Annotated in this window: 13 protein-coding genes; 7 read left to right on the plus strand and 6 right to left on the minus strand. The window is 67.9% G+C overall.

What is annotated here, in order from left to right:
- Nucleotides 1-329 precede the first annotated feature (329 nt).
- Nucleotides 330-566: a hypothetical protein gene (locus DFO45_RS13975; protein WP_133865351.1), complete on the plus strand. Its 237-nt coding sequence runs from the start codon at nucleotides 330-332 to the stop codon at nucleotides 564-566.
- Nucleotides 567-571: 5 nt separating this feature from the next.
- Here the strand turns inward: DFO45_RS13975 and mgtA are convergent, their stop codons facing one another.
- Nucleotides 572-3,175, minus strand: coding sequence for a magnesium-translocating P-type ATPase (gene mgtA, locus DFO45_RS13980; protein WP_133865352.1), 2,604 nt, complete (start codon nucleotides 3,173-3,175; stop codon nucleotides 572-574).
- A 253-nt stretch (nucleotides 3,176-3,428) separates the two neighbouring features.
- Between mgtA and DFO45_RS13985 the strand changes: the two genes are divergently transcribed.
- From DFO45_RS13985 to DFO45_RS14010, 6 genes are all read left to right on the plus strand, one after another.
- Nucleotides 3,429-4,052: a flavin reductase family protein gene (locus tag DFO45_RS13985; RefSeq protein ID WP_012171508.1), complete on the plus strand. Its 624-nt coding sequence runs from the start codon at nucleotides 3,429-3,431 to the stop codon at nucleotides 4,050-4,052.
- 104 nt (nucleotides 4,053-4,156) lie between these two features.
- Nucleotides 4,157-5,899, plus strand: coding sequence for an alkaline phosphatase (locus tag DFO45_RS13990; protein WP_133865353.1), 1,743 nt, complete (start codon nucleotides 4,157-4,159; stop codon nucleotides 5,897-5,899).
- Between the two features lie 171 nt (nucleotides 5,900-6,070).
- Complete coding sequence (locus tag DFO45_RS13995; protein WP_208299797.1) at nucleotides 6,071-6,553, plus strand: hypothetical protein; 483 nt, start codon at nucleotides 6,071-6,073, stop codon at nucleotides 6,551-6,553.
- Nucleotides 6,554-6,556: 3 nt separating this feature from the next.
- Nucleotides 6,557-7,222 carry an ABC transporter ATP-binding protein gene (locus DFO45_RS14000; RefSeq protein WP_133865354.1) on the plus strand — a complete coding sequence of 222 codons (666 nt, stop codon included), beginning with the start codon at nucleotides 6,557-6,559 and terminating at the stop codon, nucleotides 7,220-7,222.
- A 7-nt stretch (nucleotides 7,223-7,229) separates the two neighbouring features.
- Nucleotides 7,230-8,504, plus strand: a complete 1,275-nt coding sequence (locus DFO45_RS14005; RefSeq protein ID WP_133865355.1) for an ABC transporter permease — start codon at nucleotides 7,230-7,232, stop codon at nucleotides 8,502-8,504.
- A 114-nt stretch (nucleotides 8,505-8,618) separates the two neighbouring features.
- Nucleotides 8,619-9,674, plus strand: coding sequence for an aldo/keto reductase (locus DFO45_RS14010; protein ID WP_133865356.1), 1,056 nt, complete (start codon nucleotides 8,619-8,621; stop codon nucleotides 9,672-9,674).
- A 221-nt stretch (nucleotides 9,675-9,895) separates the two neighbouring features.
- Here the strand turns inward: DFO45_RS14010 and DFO45_RS14015 are convergent, their stop codons facing one another.
- The 5 genes from DFO45_RS14015 to gsiC are packed head-to-tail and all read right to left on the minus strand — an operon-like array spanning nucleotide 9,896 to nucleotide 14,539.
- Nucleotides 9,896-10,825 carry an isoaspartyl peptidase/L-asparaginase gene (locus tag DFO45_RS14015; RefSeq protein ID WP_133865357.1) on the minus strand — a complete coding sequence of 310 codons (930 nt, stop codon included), beginning with the start codon at nucleotides 10,823-10,825 and terminating at the stop codon, nucleotides 9,896-9,898.
- Between the two features lie 10 nt (nucleotides 10,826-10,835).
- On the minus strand, nucleotides 10,836-11,654 hold the full coding sequence (locus DFO45_RS14020) for a M55 family metallopeptidase (protein WP_133865358.1): 819 nt from the start codon (nucleotides 11,652-11,654) through the stop codon (nucleotides 10,836-10,838).
- A gap of 26 nt (nucleotides 11,655-11,680) precedes the next feature.
- Nucleotides 11,681-12,727, minus strand: a complete 1,047-nt coding sequence (locus tag DFO45_RS14025; RefSeq protein ID WP_133865359.1) for a P1 family peptidase — start codon at nucleotides 12,725-12,727, stop codon at nucleotides 11,681-11,683.
- 1 nt (nucleotide 12,728) lies between these two features.
- Complete coding sequence (locus DFO45_RS14030; protein WP_133865360.1) at nucleotides 12,729-13,622, minus strand: ABC transporter permease subunit; 894 nt, start codon at nucleotides 13,620-13,622, stop codon at nucleotides 12,729-12,731.
- Entirely contained in the window at nucleotides 13,619-14,539 is a 921-nt protein-coding gene (gene gsiC, locus DFO45_RS14035) for a glutathione ABC transporter permease GsiC (RefSeq protein ID WP_012171518.1), read from the minus strand. Before gsiC ends, DFO45_RS14030 begins: the two co-directional genes overlap by 4 nt.
- Nucleotides 14,540-14,668 lie beyond the last annotated feature (129 nt).

Genomic DNA, 14,668 nt, shown 5'->3' on the forward strand with positions numbered 1-14,668 from the left:
ACGGGAGGCCGGCCCGGTGATGGCGTCGCCCGCGACCAACTGTCGTACTCGAACCTTCAGGTAACCTCGTCTCGGCGAGGTGACCACCAAGAGACACTGCTCAACTGCTTATTGCGGCGCCGGTGACAGGCTGCAAGCAGAGGCCATGCAGACAAAGGCACCACATGCCGCAAGGGAAGACATCGACTATGTCGACCATCCTTGCACGCGGTGCGCGAAGTCGTTGAACCGACACGCAGTACAAGAATTCGATCCGCGAAGGCCGTCGTCAGACCTTTATATTCCTATGACAGAAGGTCCCCGCCGACCACTGAAAGTGAGTCATCCTCATGACGAACACGGCTTTATTCGCGGCTCTGCTTCTGGCACTCGTGGTTGCCGTCACGCTCCTGATGCGTCGCCGCGCAGGCTTCGCGGCCGTGAGCGGGAATACGATCTATTACAACATCGCGATCATCGTTCTGGCCACCATGGCTTTCATCACGATGTTCGCCTTCCTCGCCTACATCATCATGTTCTACTATTGCTCCTATTTCACCCACTGCACGGCCTTCGTCTATCAGTAGGCCGTTCACGTGGCCCTGCGGCCTGCGGGTCGCGGGCCGTGCGCAGAGGGTTTGATGGCGAACCGCTTCAGCCCCTCCGCGCACGCCAGATAAAGGACGGTCAGCACCGCGATCGCCCCGAGCAGCGATGCCGGCAGCGGCACGAAGCCGACCACGGACCCGAGCGGCGTCAAGGCGATCAGTAGCGCCACCGCGAGCGCCCCGAGGGATGTGGCGGCAAGAACCCGGTCGGGCCGGCTCGCCCAGGCAGGGCCGCGCGTGCGGATGAGGAAGATCACCAGGATCTGGGTGGCGATGGATTCCACGAACCATGCCGTCCGGAACTCATCCGGCGGGGCCGAGAAGCCCAGGCTCAGGACCGCGAAGGTCACCAGATCGAAGACGGATGACAGCGGCCCCATGATGAGAGTGAAGCGCAGCACAGCGCCCATATCCCACGCCTGCGGGCGTATCAGATCGGCCTCGTCCGCCTGATCGAAGGGGATGCCGATCTCGGAGAGGTCGTAGAGCAGGTTGTTGAGCAGGATCTGCAAGGGGGCCAGCGGCAGGAAGGGCAGCACCAGCGAGGCAGCAGCCATGGAGAGCATGTTGCCGAAGTTGGAGCTCGTCCCCATGCGCACATATTTCATGATGTTCGCATAGGTGCGCCGCCCCTCGCGCACGCCATCTGCCAGCACGCCGAGGTCCGGAGCGAGGAGGATGATGTCCGCCGCCTCGCGCGCCACATCCGTGCCGCCATCCACGGAGAGCCCCACATCCGCCGCATGGATCGCGGGGGCGTCATTGATGCCGTCGCCGATGAAGCCGACCGTATGCCCTCGGGCCCGAAGCGCGCGGACGATGCGGCTCTTCTGCTCGGGCGACACACGCACGAAGAGATCCGTCTTCTCCACCGCCGCCGCAAGCGCAAGGTCGCTCATGTCCTCCATCTCGGCGCCGGTGAGCAGGCCGGAGGCCGGCAGGTGCAGTGTCTCCACCAGATGCCGGACGACGGCCCCCGCGTCGCCGGAAACGATCTTCACCCGCACACCCGCCGCCGCGAGCCGGGCGATCGCCTCCGTCGCGCTGTCTTTCGGCGGATCGAGAAAGACGAGGCAGCCGAGGAAGACATAGGGCGCGCCCGCCTCCTCGACGTCCGCCAGCGCATCATCGGCAGGCGCCGAAGCCACGGCGAGGAGGCGGAAGCCCTCTCGCCCCTTGGCCTCCATCCTCTCCGAGAGGCGCGCGCGTGCGCCGGCATCGAGCGGCGCCAGCGTGCCATCCTGCCGCGCATAGGCATGGCACAGCGGCAGCACCATCTCCGCCGCGCCCTTGGTGACGAGACGGCGGGAGGGGCCCTCTGACAGCAGGACGGTCGCCCGACGCGTATCGAAGTCGAAGGGGCGGTCGGCAAGACAGCGCAGGGATCCAGCATCCGCAGGCGCGTCGGCGAGAAGAGCGTCGTCCAGATTGCTATGCAGGCCGCTGACGAAGCGGCTGTTGAGCCGCCCCGCCTCGACCGCCCGCGGGCTCTCCAGCCCTTCCGCATCGAAGCTGCCCACCAGCGCGATACGCGCCTGCGTCAGCGTCCCCGTCTTGTCGGTGCAGAGCACATCCATGGCGCCGAGGTCATGGATGGCCGCCAGCCGCTTCACCACCACCTGCCGCGCCGCCATGCGCACCGCGCCCCGCGAGAGCGTGACGGTGGTCACCATGGGCAGCAGTTCCGGCGTCAGGCCGACCGCGAGCGCCACCGCGAACAGGAAGGCTTCCAGCGTGAGGCCCTGCTTGAGAAGTTGCGTCAGCAGAACAAACAGCACCAGAAAGCCGGTGAGCCGCAGGATGAGCATCCCGAGGCCATGGATGCCACGCTCGAAGGCGCCCGGCGCCACCTTGGCCTGCACAGAGGCCGCCACATGCCCGAAGCGGGTGTCGGCTCCCGTGGCGGTCACCAGCATCACCGCCACGCCGCCGACGATGCTGGTGCCGGCAAACAGCGCGTTCGTCGCCTCGGCGATGTCGAGGGCCGCGCAATCCCCCGCCGCCTTCTCCGCCCCATAGGCTTCGCCGGTCAGGGCCACCTCGTTGGCCAGCGCGCCGCGGCTGGAGAGCAGGATGCCGTCGGCGGGCACCAGATCACCGGCCGTCAGTTCCACCACGTCGCCCGGCACCACCTCCCGTACGGGGATGGCGATGGCCTGCCCACCCCGCCGCACACGGGCCGAGACGGCCACGGACCGCTTGAGCGCTTCAACGGCCGCTTCCGCCTTTTCCTCCTGGAACAGGTCGAGACCGATGGAAAAGAGGACGATGAGCAGGATGATGACGAAGCTCTGCCAGTCCCCCGTCGCACCCGAGACGCCGGCGGCAATCAGCAGAATGGCGACCAGCGGCTCCGTCAGCCGCTTCACGAGCTTGGCGAGGAGCGACTTGCGCCCGGCGGCAACCGCCACGTTGGGACCATGGCTGGCCAGCCGCTCCGCCGCCTCGGCGGCCGTCAGCCCCTCGGGCCGGGAGGCGAGCATCTCCAATTGGGCAGCCGCGCCCCGCACCCAGAAGGGCGCCTCGGAATGCGCACCCGTGGGAGCGGCGCCGGCACGCAGATGGGCGGTGGAAGGAAGCGCGGTCATGGGCGGCCGATCCGCAAATGGGAAGAGGCCCCTATTTGACGGCTCCGGCTCTGCGCGTCCTTGCGCCCGCTCAACCTCCGTTGCTGCTTTTGCACGTCGGGGCGGTCACCTGGCGGGAAACAAGCACCAACGGGCGCGACACTGGTCTGCGCGCCTCGCTCGGCTCGGGGCTTTCCCCAGCGGTCAAGCTGGGCGATGGTCCGTCATCCTCATCCCTCTCTGCGGATCCGGCTCAGCCGGACCGGAGGCCCCCATGACCGACGCCACGCACTTCTACGAGCCCACAAAGGGCCATGGCCTGCCCCACGATCCCCTCAACGCCATCATCGGCCCGCGCCCCATCGGCTGGGTTTCGACGCGCGGCAAGGACGGCAGCATCAATCTCGCGCCCTACAGCTTCTTCAATGCCTTCAACTACAAGCCGCCGATCATCGGCTTCTCCAGCACCAGCCCGAAGGACAGCCTGCGCAATGTGCAGGAGACGGGTGAATTCGTCTGGAACATCGTCACGCGCGACCTCGTCGGCCGCATGAACGACACCAGCGCCCCGCTGCCCTATGGCCAGGACGAGTTTGAGCGCGCGGGGCTCACCAAGATCGAATCGCGTCTCGTCAATGTGCCGCGCGTCGCGGAAAGCCCGGTGCAGTTCGAGTGCAAGGTGGCCGACATCCACCAGTTGCGCAGCGCCTCCGGCGCCCCCATCCAGGCCTGGCTCGTTCTGGGTGAGGTGATCGGCGTGCACATTGCTCCGCATCTGCTGAAGGACGGCATCTTCGACACGTTCGGCGCCGGCATCGTGCTTCGCGCGGGCGGACCGACCGCCTATGCAGCCGTCACGCCCGAGACCCGCTTCGATCTGGAGCGCCCAAAGGCCTGACACGACGTAGCGGCAGGCAGCGTTTGCACGCCGCAATGTTCACGCAACTGTCATGCAACCGGCCTAGGGGATGCCGCAGCGCCATCCCCTAGGAGAACCCGTCGATGCGCCGGCTTCTTGCAGTTCTCGCCCTCAGCACCGCTCTCGCCGGCACCGCCGGCGCGACCGCCATCTATCCGCTCGACCGCGCCACCATCCTCGCCGGCTCGCCCTTCGATCTAAAGGTGGAGTTCGACAAGGAAGTGCAGCCGCAGGACGTGAGCATCACCATCAACGGCCAGCCCGTTGAGCAGGTGCTGGGCAAGAAGCCCGACTTCATCGCCAAGGAAGAGGGCGTCAACGCCTCGGCCGTGCTCCTGCGCGCCGCCGCCTTCCCCAAGCCCGGTACCTACAAGGTGGAAGCGAAGGCCGGCGGCGAAACCAAGACCGTGACCTGGGACGTCTATGCCACGGCGGCGACCCCGAAGGCCAAGAACGTCATCTTCTTCCTCGGTGACGGCCTCTCCGTGGCGCACCGCACGGGCGCCCGCCTCATGTCCAAAGGCATGACCGAGGGCAAGGCGAATGGTCGCCTGAACATCGACGATTTCGACCGGATGGCCTTCATCGGCACGTCGTCGACCAACGCCATCGCCACCGACAGCGCCAACACCATGTCGGCCTATATGACGGGCCACAAGACGGCGGTGAACGCGCTCGGCGTCTATGCGGACCGCACCAAGTCCACGCTGGACGATCCCAAGGTGGAGACCATCGCGGAAGCCATCCGCCGCACGTCCAAGAAGTCGGTGGGCATCGTCACCGGCGCCGAGGTGGAGGATGCCACCCCCGCCGCCGTGGTCGCCCACACCCGCGCCCGCGCCGACAAGGCCGACATCGTCGGCATGATGCTGGATGTGAAGCCGGACGTGGTGCTGGGCGGCGGCTCGGCCTACTTCCTGCCGAAGACGACGCCCGGCTCCAAGCGCAAGGACGACAAGGACTATATCCAGCTCTTCAAGGATGCGGGCTACACCCTCGCCACCGACAAGACGGAGCTCACCGCTGCCGCCGGCACCAACACCGGCAAGATCCTCGGCCTGTTCCACCCCGCCAACATGGACGTGACGCTCGACCGCGAGTTCCTGAAGAAGGGCACGGTGGAGAAGTTCCCGAACCAGCCTGGCCTCGTGGAAATGACCAAGGTCGCGCTGAACCAGCTCGCCAAGAATCCGGACGGCTTCTTCCTGATGGTGGAAGGCGCCTCCATCGACAAGATGTCCCATCCCATGGACTGGGAGCGGGCGCTGTTCGAAACCATCGAGTTCGATCAGGCGGTGGGCGTCGGCATCGAATTCCTGAAGACCCATCCGGACACGCTCATCGTCGTGACCGGCGACCACACCCACGGCATCTCCATCATCGGCACCATCGACGACAACAAGCCCGGCCTGGACATGCGGGACAAGGTGGGCGTCTATGCGGACGCCGGCTTCCCGAACTATGAGGACAAGAACGGCGACGGTTTCCCCGACAAGGTGGACGTCTCCCGCCGTCTCGCGGTCTTCGCGTCCAACTATCCGGACTATTACGAGACCTGGCGCCCGAAGATGAACGGCCCGTTCGATCCGGCGGTGCAGAACGAGAAGAAGCAGTACGTGGCCAATGAGGCCTACAAGAATGTGCCCGGCGCCACCTTCCGGGAAGGGAACCTCCCCCGCTCCGCCGACACCGCCGTCCATGCGGTGGATGACGTGGTGCTGCAGGCCACCGGCGCCGGTGCCGACGGCTTCAAGGGCTACATGGAAGAGAGCGACGTCTATCGCGTTCTGGTGGACGTGATGGCCCTCGCCCCGGCCAAGAACTGAGCCCATCCCCCTTAAAAGCCCTCCCCCCTTGCGTGGGAGGGTTGGGTGGGAGGTAGAACGCCCGGGGGCCGGCACCACGCCCGAAGTGATGCCCTTTACGAGCCCCGACACCCAGACCTGAGCTATTCTCTTCCTGCCCTTCCGGGGCAGCTTTCCGTTTCAGACCGGACGATGGCCGCAGACCCGATCCTCGCGCAAAGCGCTCTGCCCCTCTCCCGTCGCCAGTTGCTGGCGATGGCGGGCGCGCTCGCCCTGCCGGTTGCCATGCGGCCCGCTTATGCCGCCCCCACCCCGCTCGATTTCAGCGAGCTTTACGGCAAGGTGAGCGTGCTGGGCCTCTCTTTCTCCGACAAGGTGAAGGCGCTGAAGGGGCAGGAGGTCGCCATGCGCGGCTTCATGGCCCCTCCGCTGAAGGCGGAGGCGGATTTCTTCGTCCTGACTGAAATTCCCATGTCCATCTGCCCCTTCTGTTCTTCGGATGCGGACTGGCCGGACAATATCGTCGTCATCTATCTCGACCGCGCCCAGACCTTCGAACAGGCCAACGCCCTCATCGAGGTGCGCGGCACGCTGGAAGTGGGCTCGTGGACCGATCCAAATACCGGCTTCGTCAGCCTGCTGCGCCTGCGCCGCGCCAGCTTCCGCAAGGCGTGAGACGTGGCCGCCCTCAGCATCCGCGACCTTGAGGTGCGCTTTCCCGGCCTCGCCCAGCCGGCGCTGGCCATTCCCGCGCTGGACCTCGACCGGGGGGCCCGCGTGGCGGTGAGCGGGCCATCCGGCTGCGGCAAGACCACCCTCCTCAACGTCCTCTCCGGCCTTGAGAAGGTCGGCCACGGCCATGTGGCATGGGCCGATACGGACCTGTCCCGCCTCGGCGAAGGCGCGCGCGACCGCTGGCGCGCGGCACACGTAGGCCTCGTGATGCAGGATTTCCATCTCTTCCCCGGCCTCTCGGCGCTGGAGAATGTGCTGCTGCCCCAGCGCCTCGGCTGCTGGCGCCTCCAGCCATCCAAACGTTTGGAAGCGCTGCGCCTCCTGGAGCGCGTGGGCCTGCCCAATCCGCGCCAGCCGGTGGAGACGCTCTCCCGCGGCCAGATGCAGCGCGTGGCCGTCGCCCGCGCCCTCATCGCACGCCCCGAAATCCTGATCGCCGACGAACCGACCGCCAGCCTCGATGCGGAGGCGGGAGCGGCGGTGGCCGATCTGCTGCTGGATCTGGCGCAGGAAGCGCAGGCGACGCTCATCGTCGCGACCCATGATCCGCGCCTCGCCGGCCGCCTCTCCCGCACGCTCCGGCTGGATGCCGGGCGGCTCGCCGCCTGAGGCACCCATGTTTCGCTTCATCGCAGCGGATCTCCGGCGGCAATGGATCGGCGTTCTCGCTGTCACCCTCATCATTGCGCTGGCGGTGGCGTTGGGGGTGGTCGTCACCCTTCAGGAGCGCGCCCTGCGGCTCGGCAGCGCGCGGGCGGCGCAGGCGTTCGATCTGGTGGTGGGCGCGCCGGGCAGCGAGACGCAACTGGTGCTCTCGGCCGTCTTCCTCCAGCCCGCGCCTCTGCCGCTGATGGGTGGCGAGGTGCTGGCCGGGCTCGTTGCGGACCCGCGCGTCGCCTGGGCAGCGCCGGTGGGCTTCGGCGATTTCGTGGATGACTATCCCATCGTCGGCACCACACAGCCGCTCGTCGACGGCCTCACGAAGGTGACCGAGGGCCGCAGTTTCGCCCGGCTCGACGAGGCGGTTGTGGGCGCCGCCGTGCCCAAGGCGCTGGGCGCCGCCTTCCATCCCATGCATGGACAGGTGGGCGGGCCGGCGGAGGTGCATGGCCGCATCACCTATCGCGTGGTGGGCCGCCTCGCCCCCACTGGCACGCCCTGGGACCGGGCGGTGCTGGTGCCCATCGAGGCGGTGTGGCGTGTACACCGGGCGGAGGCCGCCACCGGCCATCATGACCATGACGCCCCGGAGACCGGCCGCCCCCGCAGCCTATCCGACGCCCATCAGGCACACCGCGACATGGCGCCGGACCTCGACGATGCCATCAACCCCGATGCCGTCGCCGCCCCTGGCGCGCCGGGCCTGCCGGCCATCGTGGTGAAGCCGAAGACCATTGCGGATGCCTACAAGCTGCGCCGTGACTATCGCTCGGACCATTCGCTCGCCGTCTTCCCCGGCGAAGTGCTCACCCGCCTCTACGCGACGCTGGGCGATGCCCGGCAGGTGATCGCGCTGGTGGCCATCGGTGCGCAGGCGCTGGTGGGGGCCGCCATCCTTCTGGTGGTAGTCATCCACGTGCTCCAGCGCCGCAAGCAGATCGGCGCGCTCCGGGCTTTCGGGGCGCCGCGCATCGCCGTTTTCGGCATCGTCTGGCTGGAGGTGCTGGCACTGCTCGCCACCGGGCTCGTGGCGGGCTTTGCCATCGGCTATGCCGCCGCCCGCCTCATCTCGCGCACCCTGGAACAGGCGAGCGGCATCGCTCTGCCCGTCGCCTTCCTGCCGGGTGACGGCACGGCTCTGGCGCTGCTGTTCGCGGTCGGCGGGCTGGTGGCGCTCATCCCGGCCCTGCTCGCCTATCGCCAATCGCCGGCGCAGGCCCTGCGCGGTTGAGCGAGGCCAGCGGGCAACTGCCGTTGCGTCCGCTTGCCAAGGGCCAAGGCGAAGCTGCTACAAAGCGGCATCAGCCGGCCGCGCCGGCGCCCCGCCCACGGAGTTTTCCGCCACATGCTTGAGTATCGCAGGCTCGGACGCACCGACCTCAAGGTGTCGTCCATCATGCTCGGCACCATGACTTGGGGCCAGCAGAATACGGAAGCCGAAGGCCACGCCCAGCTCGACCTCGCGCTCGATGCCGGCATCAACTTCATCGACACCGCCGAACTCTATTCCATTCCGCCCATGGCGGAGACGCAGGGCTCCACCGAGCGGATCATTGGTCAGTGGTTCAAGAGCCGCAAAAATCGCGACAAGGTGATCCTCGCCTCGAAGGTGGTGGGGCGCTCCGATAGCACCTATTTCCGTGCATCCGGCGAAGGCACGAAGCTCGACCGGGCGAACATCACCGAGGCGGTCGAGAACTCCCTGAAGCGCCTCCAGACGGACTATATCGACCTCTACCAGCTCCACTGGCCGGACCGCGCCGTGCCGCTCTTCGGCAATTCGGCCGGCACGCGGGCGCGCGGCGGCGGGGACGGCACGGAAGTGCCGGTCGCCGAGACGCTGGGCGTGCTGGAGGATCTGGTGCAGGCGGGCAAGATCCGCCACATCGGCCTCTCCAACGAGACCGCCTGGGGCGCGCACAAATTCCTGCTGGAAGCCGAACGCGGGCATGGTCCGCGTATCGTCTCGGTTCAGAACGCCTACAACCTCATCAACCGCACCTACGAGGTGGGGCTGGCCGAATTTGCCGAGCGGGATGATGTCGGCCTGCTCGCCTATTCCCCCCTGGGGCAGGGATTCCTGACGGGGAAGTATCGGCACGGCGCCCGACCCGAGGGCGCGCGCATGACGCTGTTCAATCGCGCCCAGCGCTATGAGAAGCCCGGAACGGCGGAAGCCATCGAGGATTACGCGGCGCTGGCGGCGGAGCTTGGCCTCTCGCTCGTGCAGCTCTCGCTCGCCTGGGTGACGTCGCGGCCCTTCGTGACCGCCAACATCATCGGCGCGACCAGCATCGCCCAGCTTCAGGAAAACCTCGCCACGGTTGATGTCGCCATCACGCCGGAGATCGAAGAGAAGGTGAACGCCATTTTCCAGCTGCGCGGCAGCCCGGCGCCCTGATCCATAAATGGCGCGCGGGCTTGCCGCGCGCCGATCCTCTCATATCCCGCTTGGAAAGATCGAGCGTACGCTCTTACCTTCGCGCGTCTGCCCCCTCCCAACCCTCCCCCGCAAGCGGGAGAGGGCTTTCCCCGTCAGGATTTTGACGCTGTCGTTGCCGTGAGTGCCACAGGCCCCCCTCTCCCGCCTGCGGGGGAGGGTTGGGGAGGGGGAAAAGGCTCTCAGAAAATCGCCGTGTGCATGGAGCCGTCGGCCTGCATCCAGGCGCGGTACATGCCCTCGCTGTTGAAGGGCAGCGAAATGGCCCCCGTCCGGTCCACGGCGATGAGGCCGCCCGAGCCGCCCAAGGGCGCAAGCTCCCGCACGATGCCTTCGCTGGCCGCCTTGAGGCTCTGCCCGGCCCAGCGCATCCGCGCGTCGATCTCGTGGCCCACCGCATAGCGGATGAAATATTCGCCATGCCCCGTCGCCGATACGGCGCAGGTGGCGTCATCCGCCCATGTGCCCGCGCCGAAAACGGGGCTGTCGCCCACGCGGCCGGGCAGCTTCGCCGTCATGCCGCCGGTGGAGGTGGCGGCGGCCAGATGGCCATGGCAGTCGAGGGCCACGGCGCCAACCGTGCCGTGCTTGCGGGCCGCGTCGCCATCATCGGGCGCGCCGGTGCGGCGGCGCTCCAGCTCGCGGGCGAGTGCCTCCTGCCGGGCGGAGGTCAAGAAATAGTCCTCCGGCATGATCTCAAGGCCGATCTCGCGGCAGAAGGCGTTGGCGCCGCTCCCGGTCAGCATCACATGCTCGGTCTTTTCCATCACGGCGCGGGCGGCGAGGATGGGATTGCGCGGGCCGAAGATGCCCGCCACCGCGCCGGCCCGGCGGTCCCGTCCGTCCATGATGGCCGCATCCATCTCCAGCGTGCCGGCACTGGTGAGCACCGCGCCGCGCCCGGCATTGAACAGCGGCTCGTCCTCCAGCGCCATCACGGTCGCCGTGACGGCATCGAGCGCCGTCCCGCCCGCCTCCAGAACCTCGCGGCCAGCGGAAAGGGCGGCGAGCAGGCCCGCCGTATAGGCCGCCTCGCGTTCCGGCGTCATGGCCGTGCGGCGGATGGTGCCGGCGCCACCATGGAGCGCGAGAACGGGCTGGAAGTCGGGCATCGTCACCTCCTCAGCGCAGCACGGCGGACATGGCGGAGAGCGCCGTCATCCAGCCCACCGCCTCGGCCGCATCGGCGCAGGCGAAAGCCAGCGTCGTCGCATCCTGCCGGCGGGCGGGCGGCAGCACCGCGCCCTGATCGGCGAGCGCCGGGCTGTTCATCACGAATTCCGCCACGAACGGTCCCGGAATGGTGAAGGGCCGCATGGCTCGAAGGTTCGCGAGCGCCTGCCGGGCGCCGGCGGCGATGGCGGCGCGGGCCTTCTCCACCCCGATCTGGCGCGCGGCGCGATTGGAGAGCGCCGTCTTCACGCACACCGCCTCGGCCTGCGGGAAGAGGTCGCGCGCCTCCTCCACCAATCGATCATCGCCCGTCACCAGCGCCACGGGCACGCCGAGCTGGCCGGCATAGGCGCCATAGATGCCCGGCTCGCCCAGCGCGCGGCCGGCAAGGCGCACCTCGCGGAAGGCGAAAGAATTGGTGGTGTGCGCCAGCACGCCGAAATTGGAGGCCGCCGCATGATGGCCGACGAGGAAGACGGCGGCGAAATCGCGGGTAAGCCCGGCCGCCATGTTGAAGGGCTTGGGCTTGCCGAGGATGAGGTCGGCCCGCGGATCGAGCTGCTCGGGAATGATGTTGCTCATGGGGCCGTGGCTGTCGTTCACCAGCACCTCGGTCACCCCGCCCTCGAAGGCACCGGCGATGGCGGCATTTACCTCCTCGGTCATCAGCCGGCGGGCGCGCTCATATTCCGCATTGCCCGGCTGCCCCTGCTGGGGAGAGACCACGCCCGCCACACCCTCGATGTCGGCGGAGATGTAAACCTTCATGTCCGTGAACCTTCGTGTCCTGTCGCTCAGCCGGCCAGAACGTCGGCCAGGGAGGGGCGCATGTGGCCGTCGCGGCCGCGCGTTTTCGGGGCGGCGAGAAGCGCGTTCAGCACCGCCTCCTGCGTGGCATCGGCGGCCGCGCGGAACGGCAGGTCGATGCGGTTCTCGTTCAGCACCACGCGCGGCACGAGATCGGCTGTCTCGTGATGGGCGATGCGGGCGGCGGTGGAGAAGGCGAGCGCGATGTCGCCCGAGCCATTGCCCCAGAAGGCGCCGAGTTTCGCCAGCCCTGCCCCGCACCGCCGCGCGATGCGCTTCAGTTGCCGGCTCTCCAGCGGAATGTCGGTGGCGAGCACGATGATGACCGAGCCCCGCTCGGGCGCATCTACGGACGCGAAATCGGACTTGCGGAGCTTCGGCACGTCCGGCCGCCGGCCATCCGGCAGCACGAGATCGCCGGCGCGGCCGAAATTGGCGAGCACCAGCACGCCCAGCGTGTAATCCTGCCCATCGAGCGTCAGCAGGCGGGACGCGGTGCCGATGCCGCCCTTGAAGCCGAAGGCACTCATGCCGGCTCCAGCGCCCACAGCCCCTTCCGGCACCGGTCCGGACACGGCGGCATCGAGCGCGGCATAGGCGTCGTCCACGGTCAGGGCGAGGGCCCGGATGTCGGAGAGCCAGCCGTCGTTGCACTCCATCACCACCGGGTTCACGGTGCCGGTCTCGCGCCCGATGTCGGGATTGGCGGCCAGCGCCCTGCGCACCAGCGCCTCGAAGCCGGTGCCGACGGAGAGCGTGTTGCCGAGCAGGATGGGAGTCTCCAGCTGGCCCAGTTCCTCCACCTGGATCAGCCCACAGCTCTTGCCGAAGCCGTTGATCACTTCGACCGCCGCCGGCAGCTTCTCCCGGAACAGATCGCCCTCGTGCGGCACCAGCGCGGTGAAGCCGGTGCGCACGTCGCCATCCACCAGGGTCCGGTGGCCGACGCGCACGCCCGGCACGTCGGTAATGGCGTTGAGCGGCCCCGTCGGCAGGCTGCCGCAGACGAGGCCGAAATCGCGGGCGCGCTTCACCTCAGGCCATCTTCAGCTTGGGATCGAGCGCATCGCGCAGGCCGTCTCCCAAAAGGTTGAAGGCCAGCACGGTGATGAAGATGGCGATGCCGGGGAACAGCGTCACATTGTCGGCGACGCCGATGTAGCTGCGCCCATCCGCCAGCATGGCGCCCCATTCCGGGCTCGGCGGCTGCGCGCCAAGCCCGATGAAGCTCAGGCTCGCGGCGGTGAGAATGGAAGTGCCGATGCGCATGGAGAAATAGACGATGACGTTCGGCAGCGCGCCCGGCAGCAGATGGCGCATCATGATGACGCGGTCCTTCACGCCGATGGCGCGGGCCGCATCCACATAGACCGCCCGCTTCAGCGAGAGGGTGGAGCCGCGCGCGAGGCGGGCGAAGATCGGCACGGAGAACACCGCCACCGCGTAGATGACGTTATCGATGCCCGGCCCGAGGATGGCGATGACGCCGATGGCCAGCAGGATGCCGGGGAAGGCCAGCAGCACATCGCATACGCGCATGATGACGCTGTCGATGAGGCCGCCGTAATAGCCCGAGACGACACCGAGCGTGACGCCCACGAGGCCACCCAGCGACACGGAGAGGAAGCCCACCGCCAGCGAGATGCGGGCACCGAAGATAATGCGCGAGAAGACATCGCGCCCATAGGCATCCGTGCCGGCCCAATGGGCTGCACTGGGGCCTTGGAGGATGGCCATGTAATCTGGCGTCGAGGGATCATAGGGCGCAACCCACGGCGCGAAGATCGCGACCAGAAGGAGCGCCAGCAGGAAGGCGCCGGCGACGAGCGCCACCTTCTGCTTGCGGAAGCGGCGCCAGAACTCGCTGACCGGCGTGCGCATGGCGCGCGGCGCGGCGGGAGAAGCGGGGGCGGAGGTCGCGGCGCTCATTTGTAGCGGATCTCCGGATTGGCGAAGGCGTAGAGCACGTCTACCGCGAGGTTGATGAAGATGAACTCCAGCGAGAACAGCAAAATCTCCGCCTGGATCACCGGATAGTCGCGATAGGAGACGCTATCGACGAGAAGGCGCCCGAGGCCGGGCCAGCTGAATACCGTCTCCACCACGATGGAGCCGCCCAGTAGGAAGCCGAATTGCAGGCCCGTCATGGTGATGACCGGCACCAGCGCATTGCGCAGCGTGTGCTTCCAGATGACGGTCTTCTCGGGCACGCCCTTGGCTCTGGCGGTGCGCACATAATCCTCGCGGGCGATCTCCACGAAGGCAGAACGGGTGAAGCGGGCCATCACCGCCGCAACGCCAAGACCGAGCGTGAAGGACGGCATCACGAAATGCGCCCAGGTGCCGTAGCCGCCGGTTGGCAGCCAGCCGAGGCGCACGGAGAAGAGGTCGATCAGCAGCAGGCCGAGCCAGAAGGAGGGGAAGGAAATGCCCGAGACGGCGATGATCATGCCGCCATAGTCCTGCCAGCGGCCGCGCTTCACTGCCGAAAGCACGCCGATGAGCAGGCCGAAGATGGTGGCCCAGATCATCGCGAAGACGGTGAGCCAGACGGTGGGCATGAGCCGCTCGCCGATCTCCGTGATGACCGGGCGACGGGTCTTGAGCGAGATGCCGAAATCACCCTGCAACGCATTGCCCGCGAAGCGCACATACTGCTGCCACAGCGGCCCCTCGAGGCCGAGAGACTGGCGCACCGCCGCCACGTCCTCCGGCGAGGCATCCACGCCCGCAACGAGACGCGCGGGGTCGCCCGGCAGCAGATGGACGAAGGCGAACACCACCACGGAGATCGCGAAGATCACCGGAATGATGCCCAGGAGGCGCTTGACGAGATATTCCAGCATGGCGGCATCCGGCGGACGCGAAACGGGCGGGGCGCGGGCGCCCGGCGGCTGATGTGCGCTCCTCCCGGCCGGCGGGGGACAGCCGGGAGGAGCACCGCCCTCCACCACGAGGGCGGTGGGCGGATGCGG

The organism is Azorhizobium sp. AG788 (assembly GCF_004364705.1).
Classification (GTDB): Bacteria; Pseudomonadota; Alphaproteobacteria; order Rhizobiales; family Xanthobacteraceae; genus Azorhizobium; species Azorhizobium caulinodans.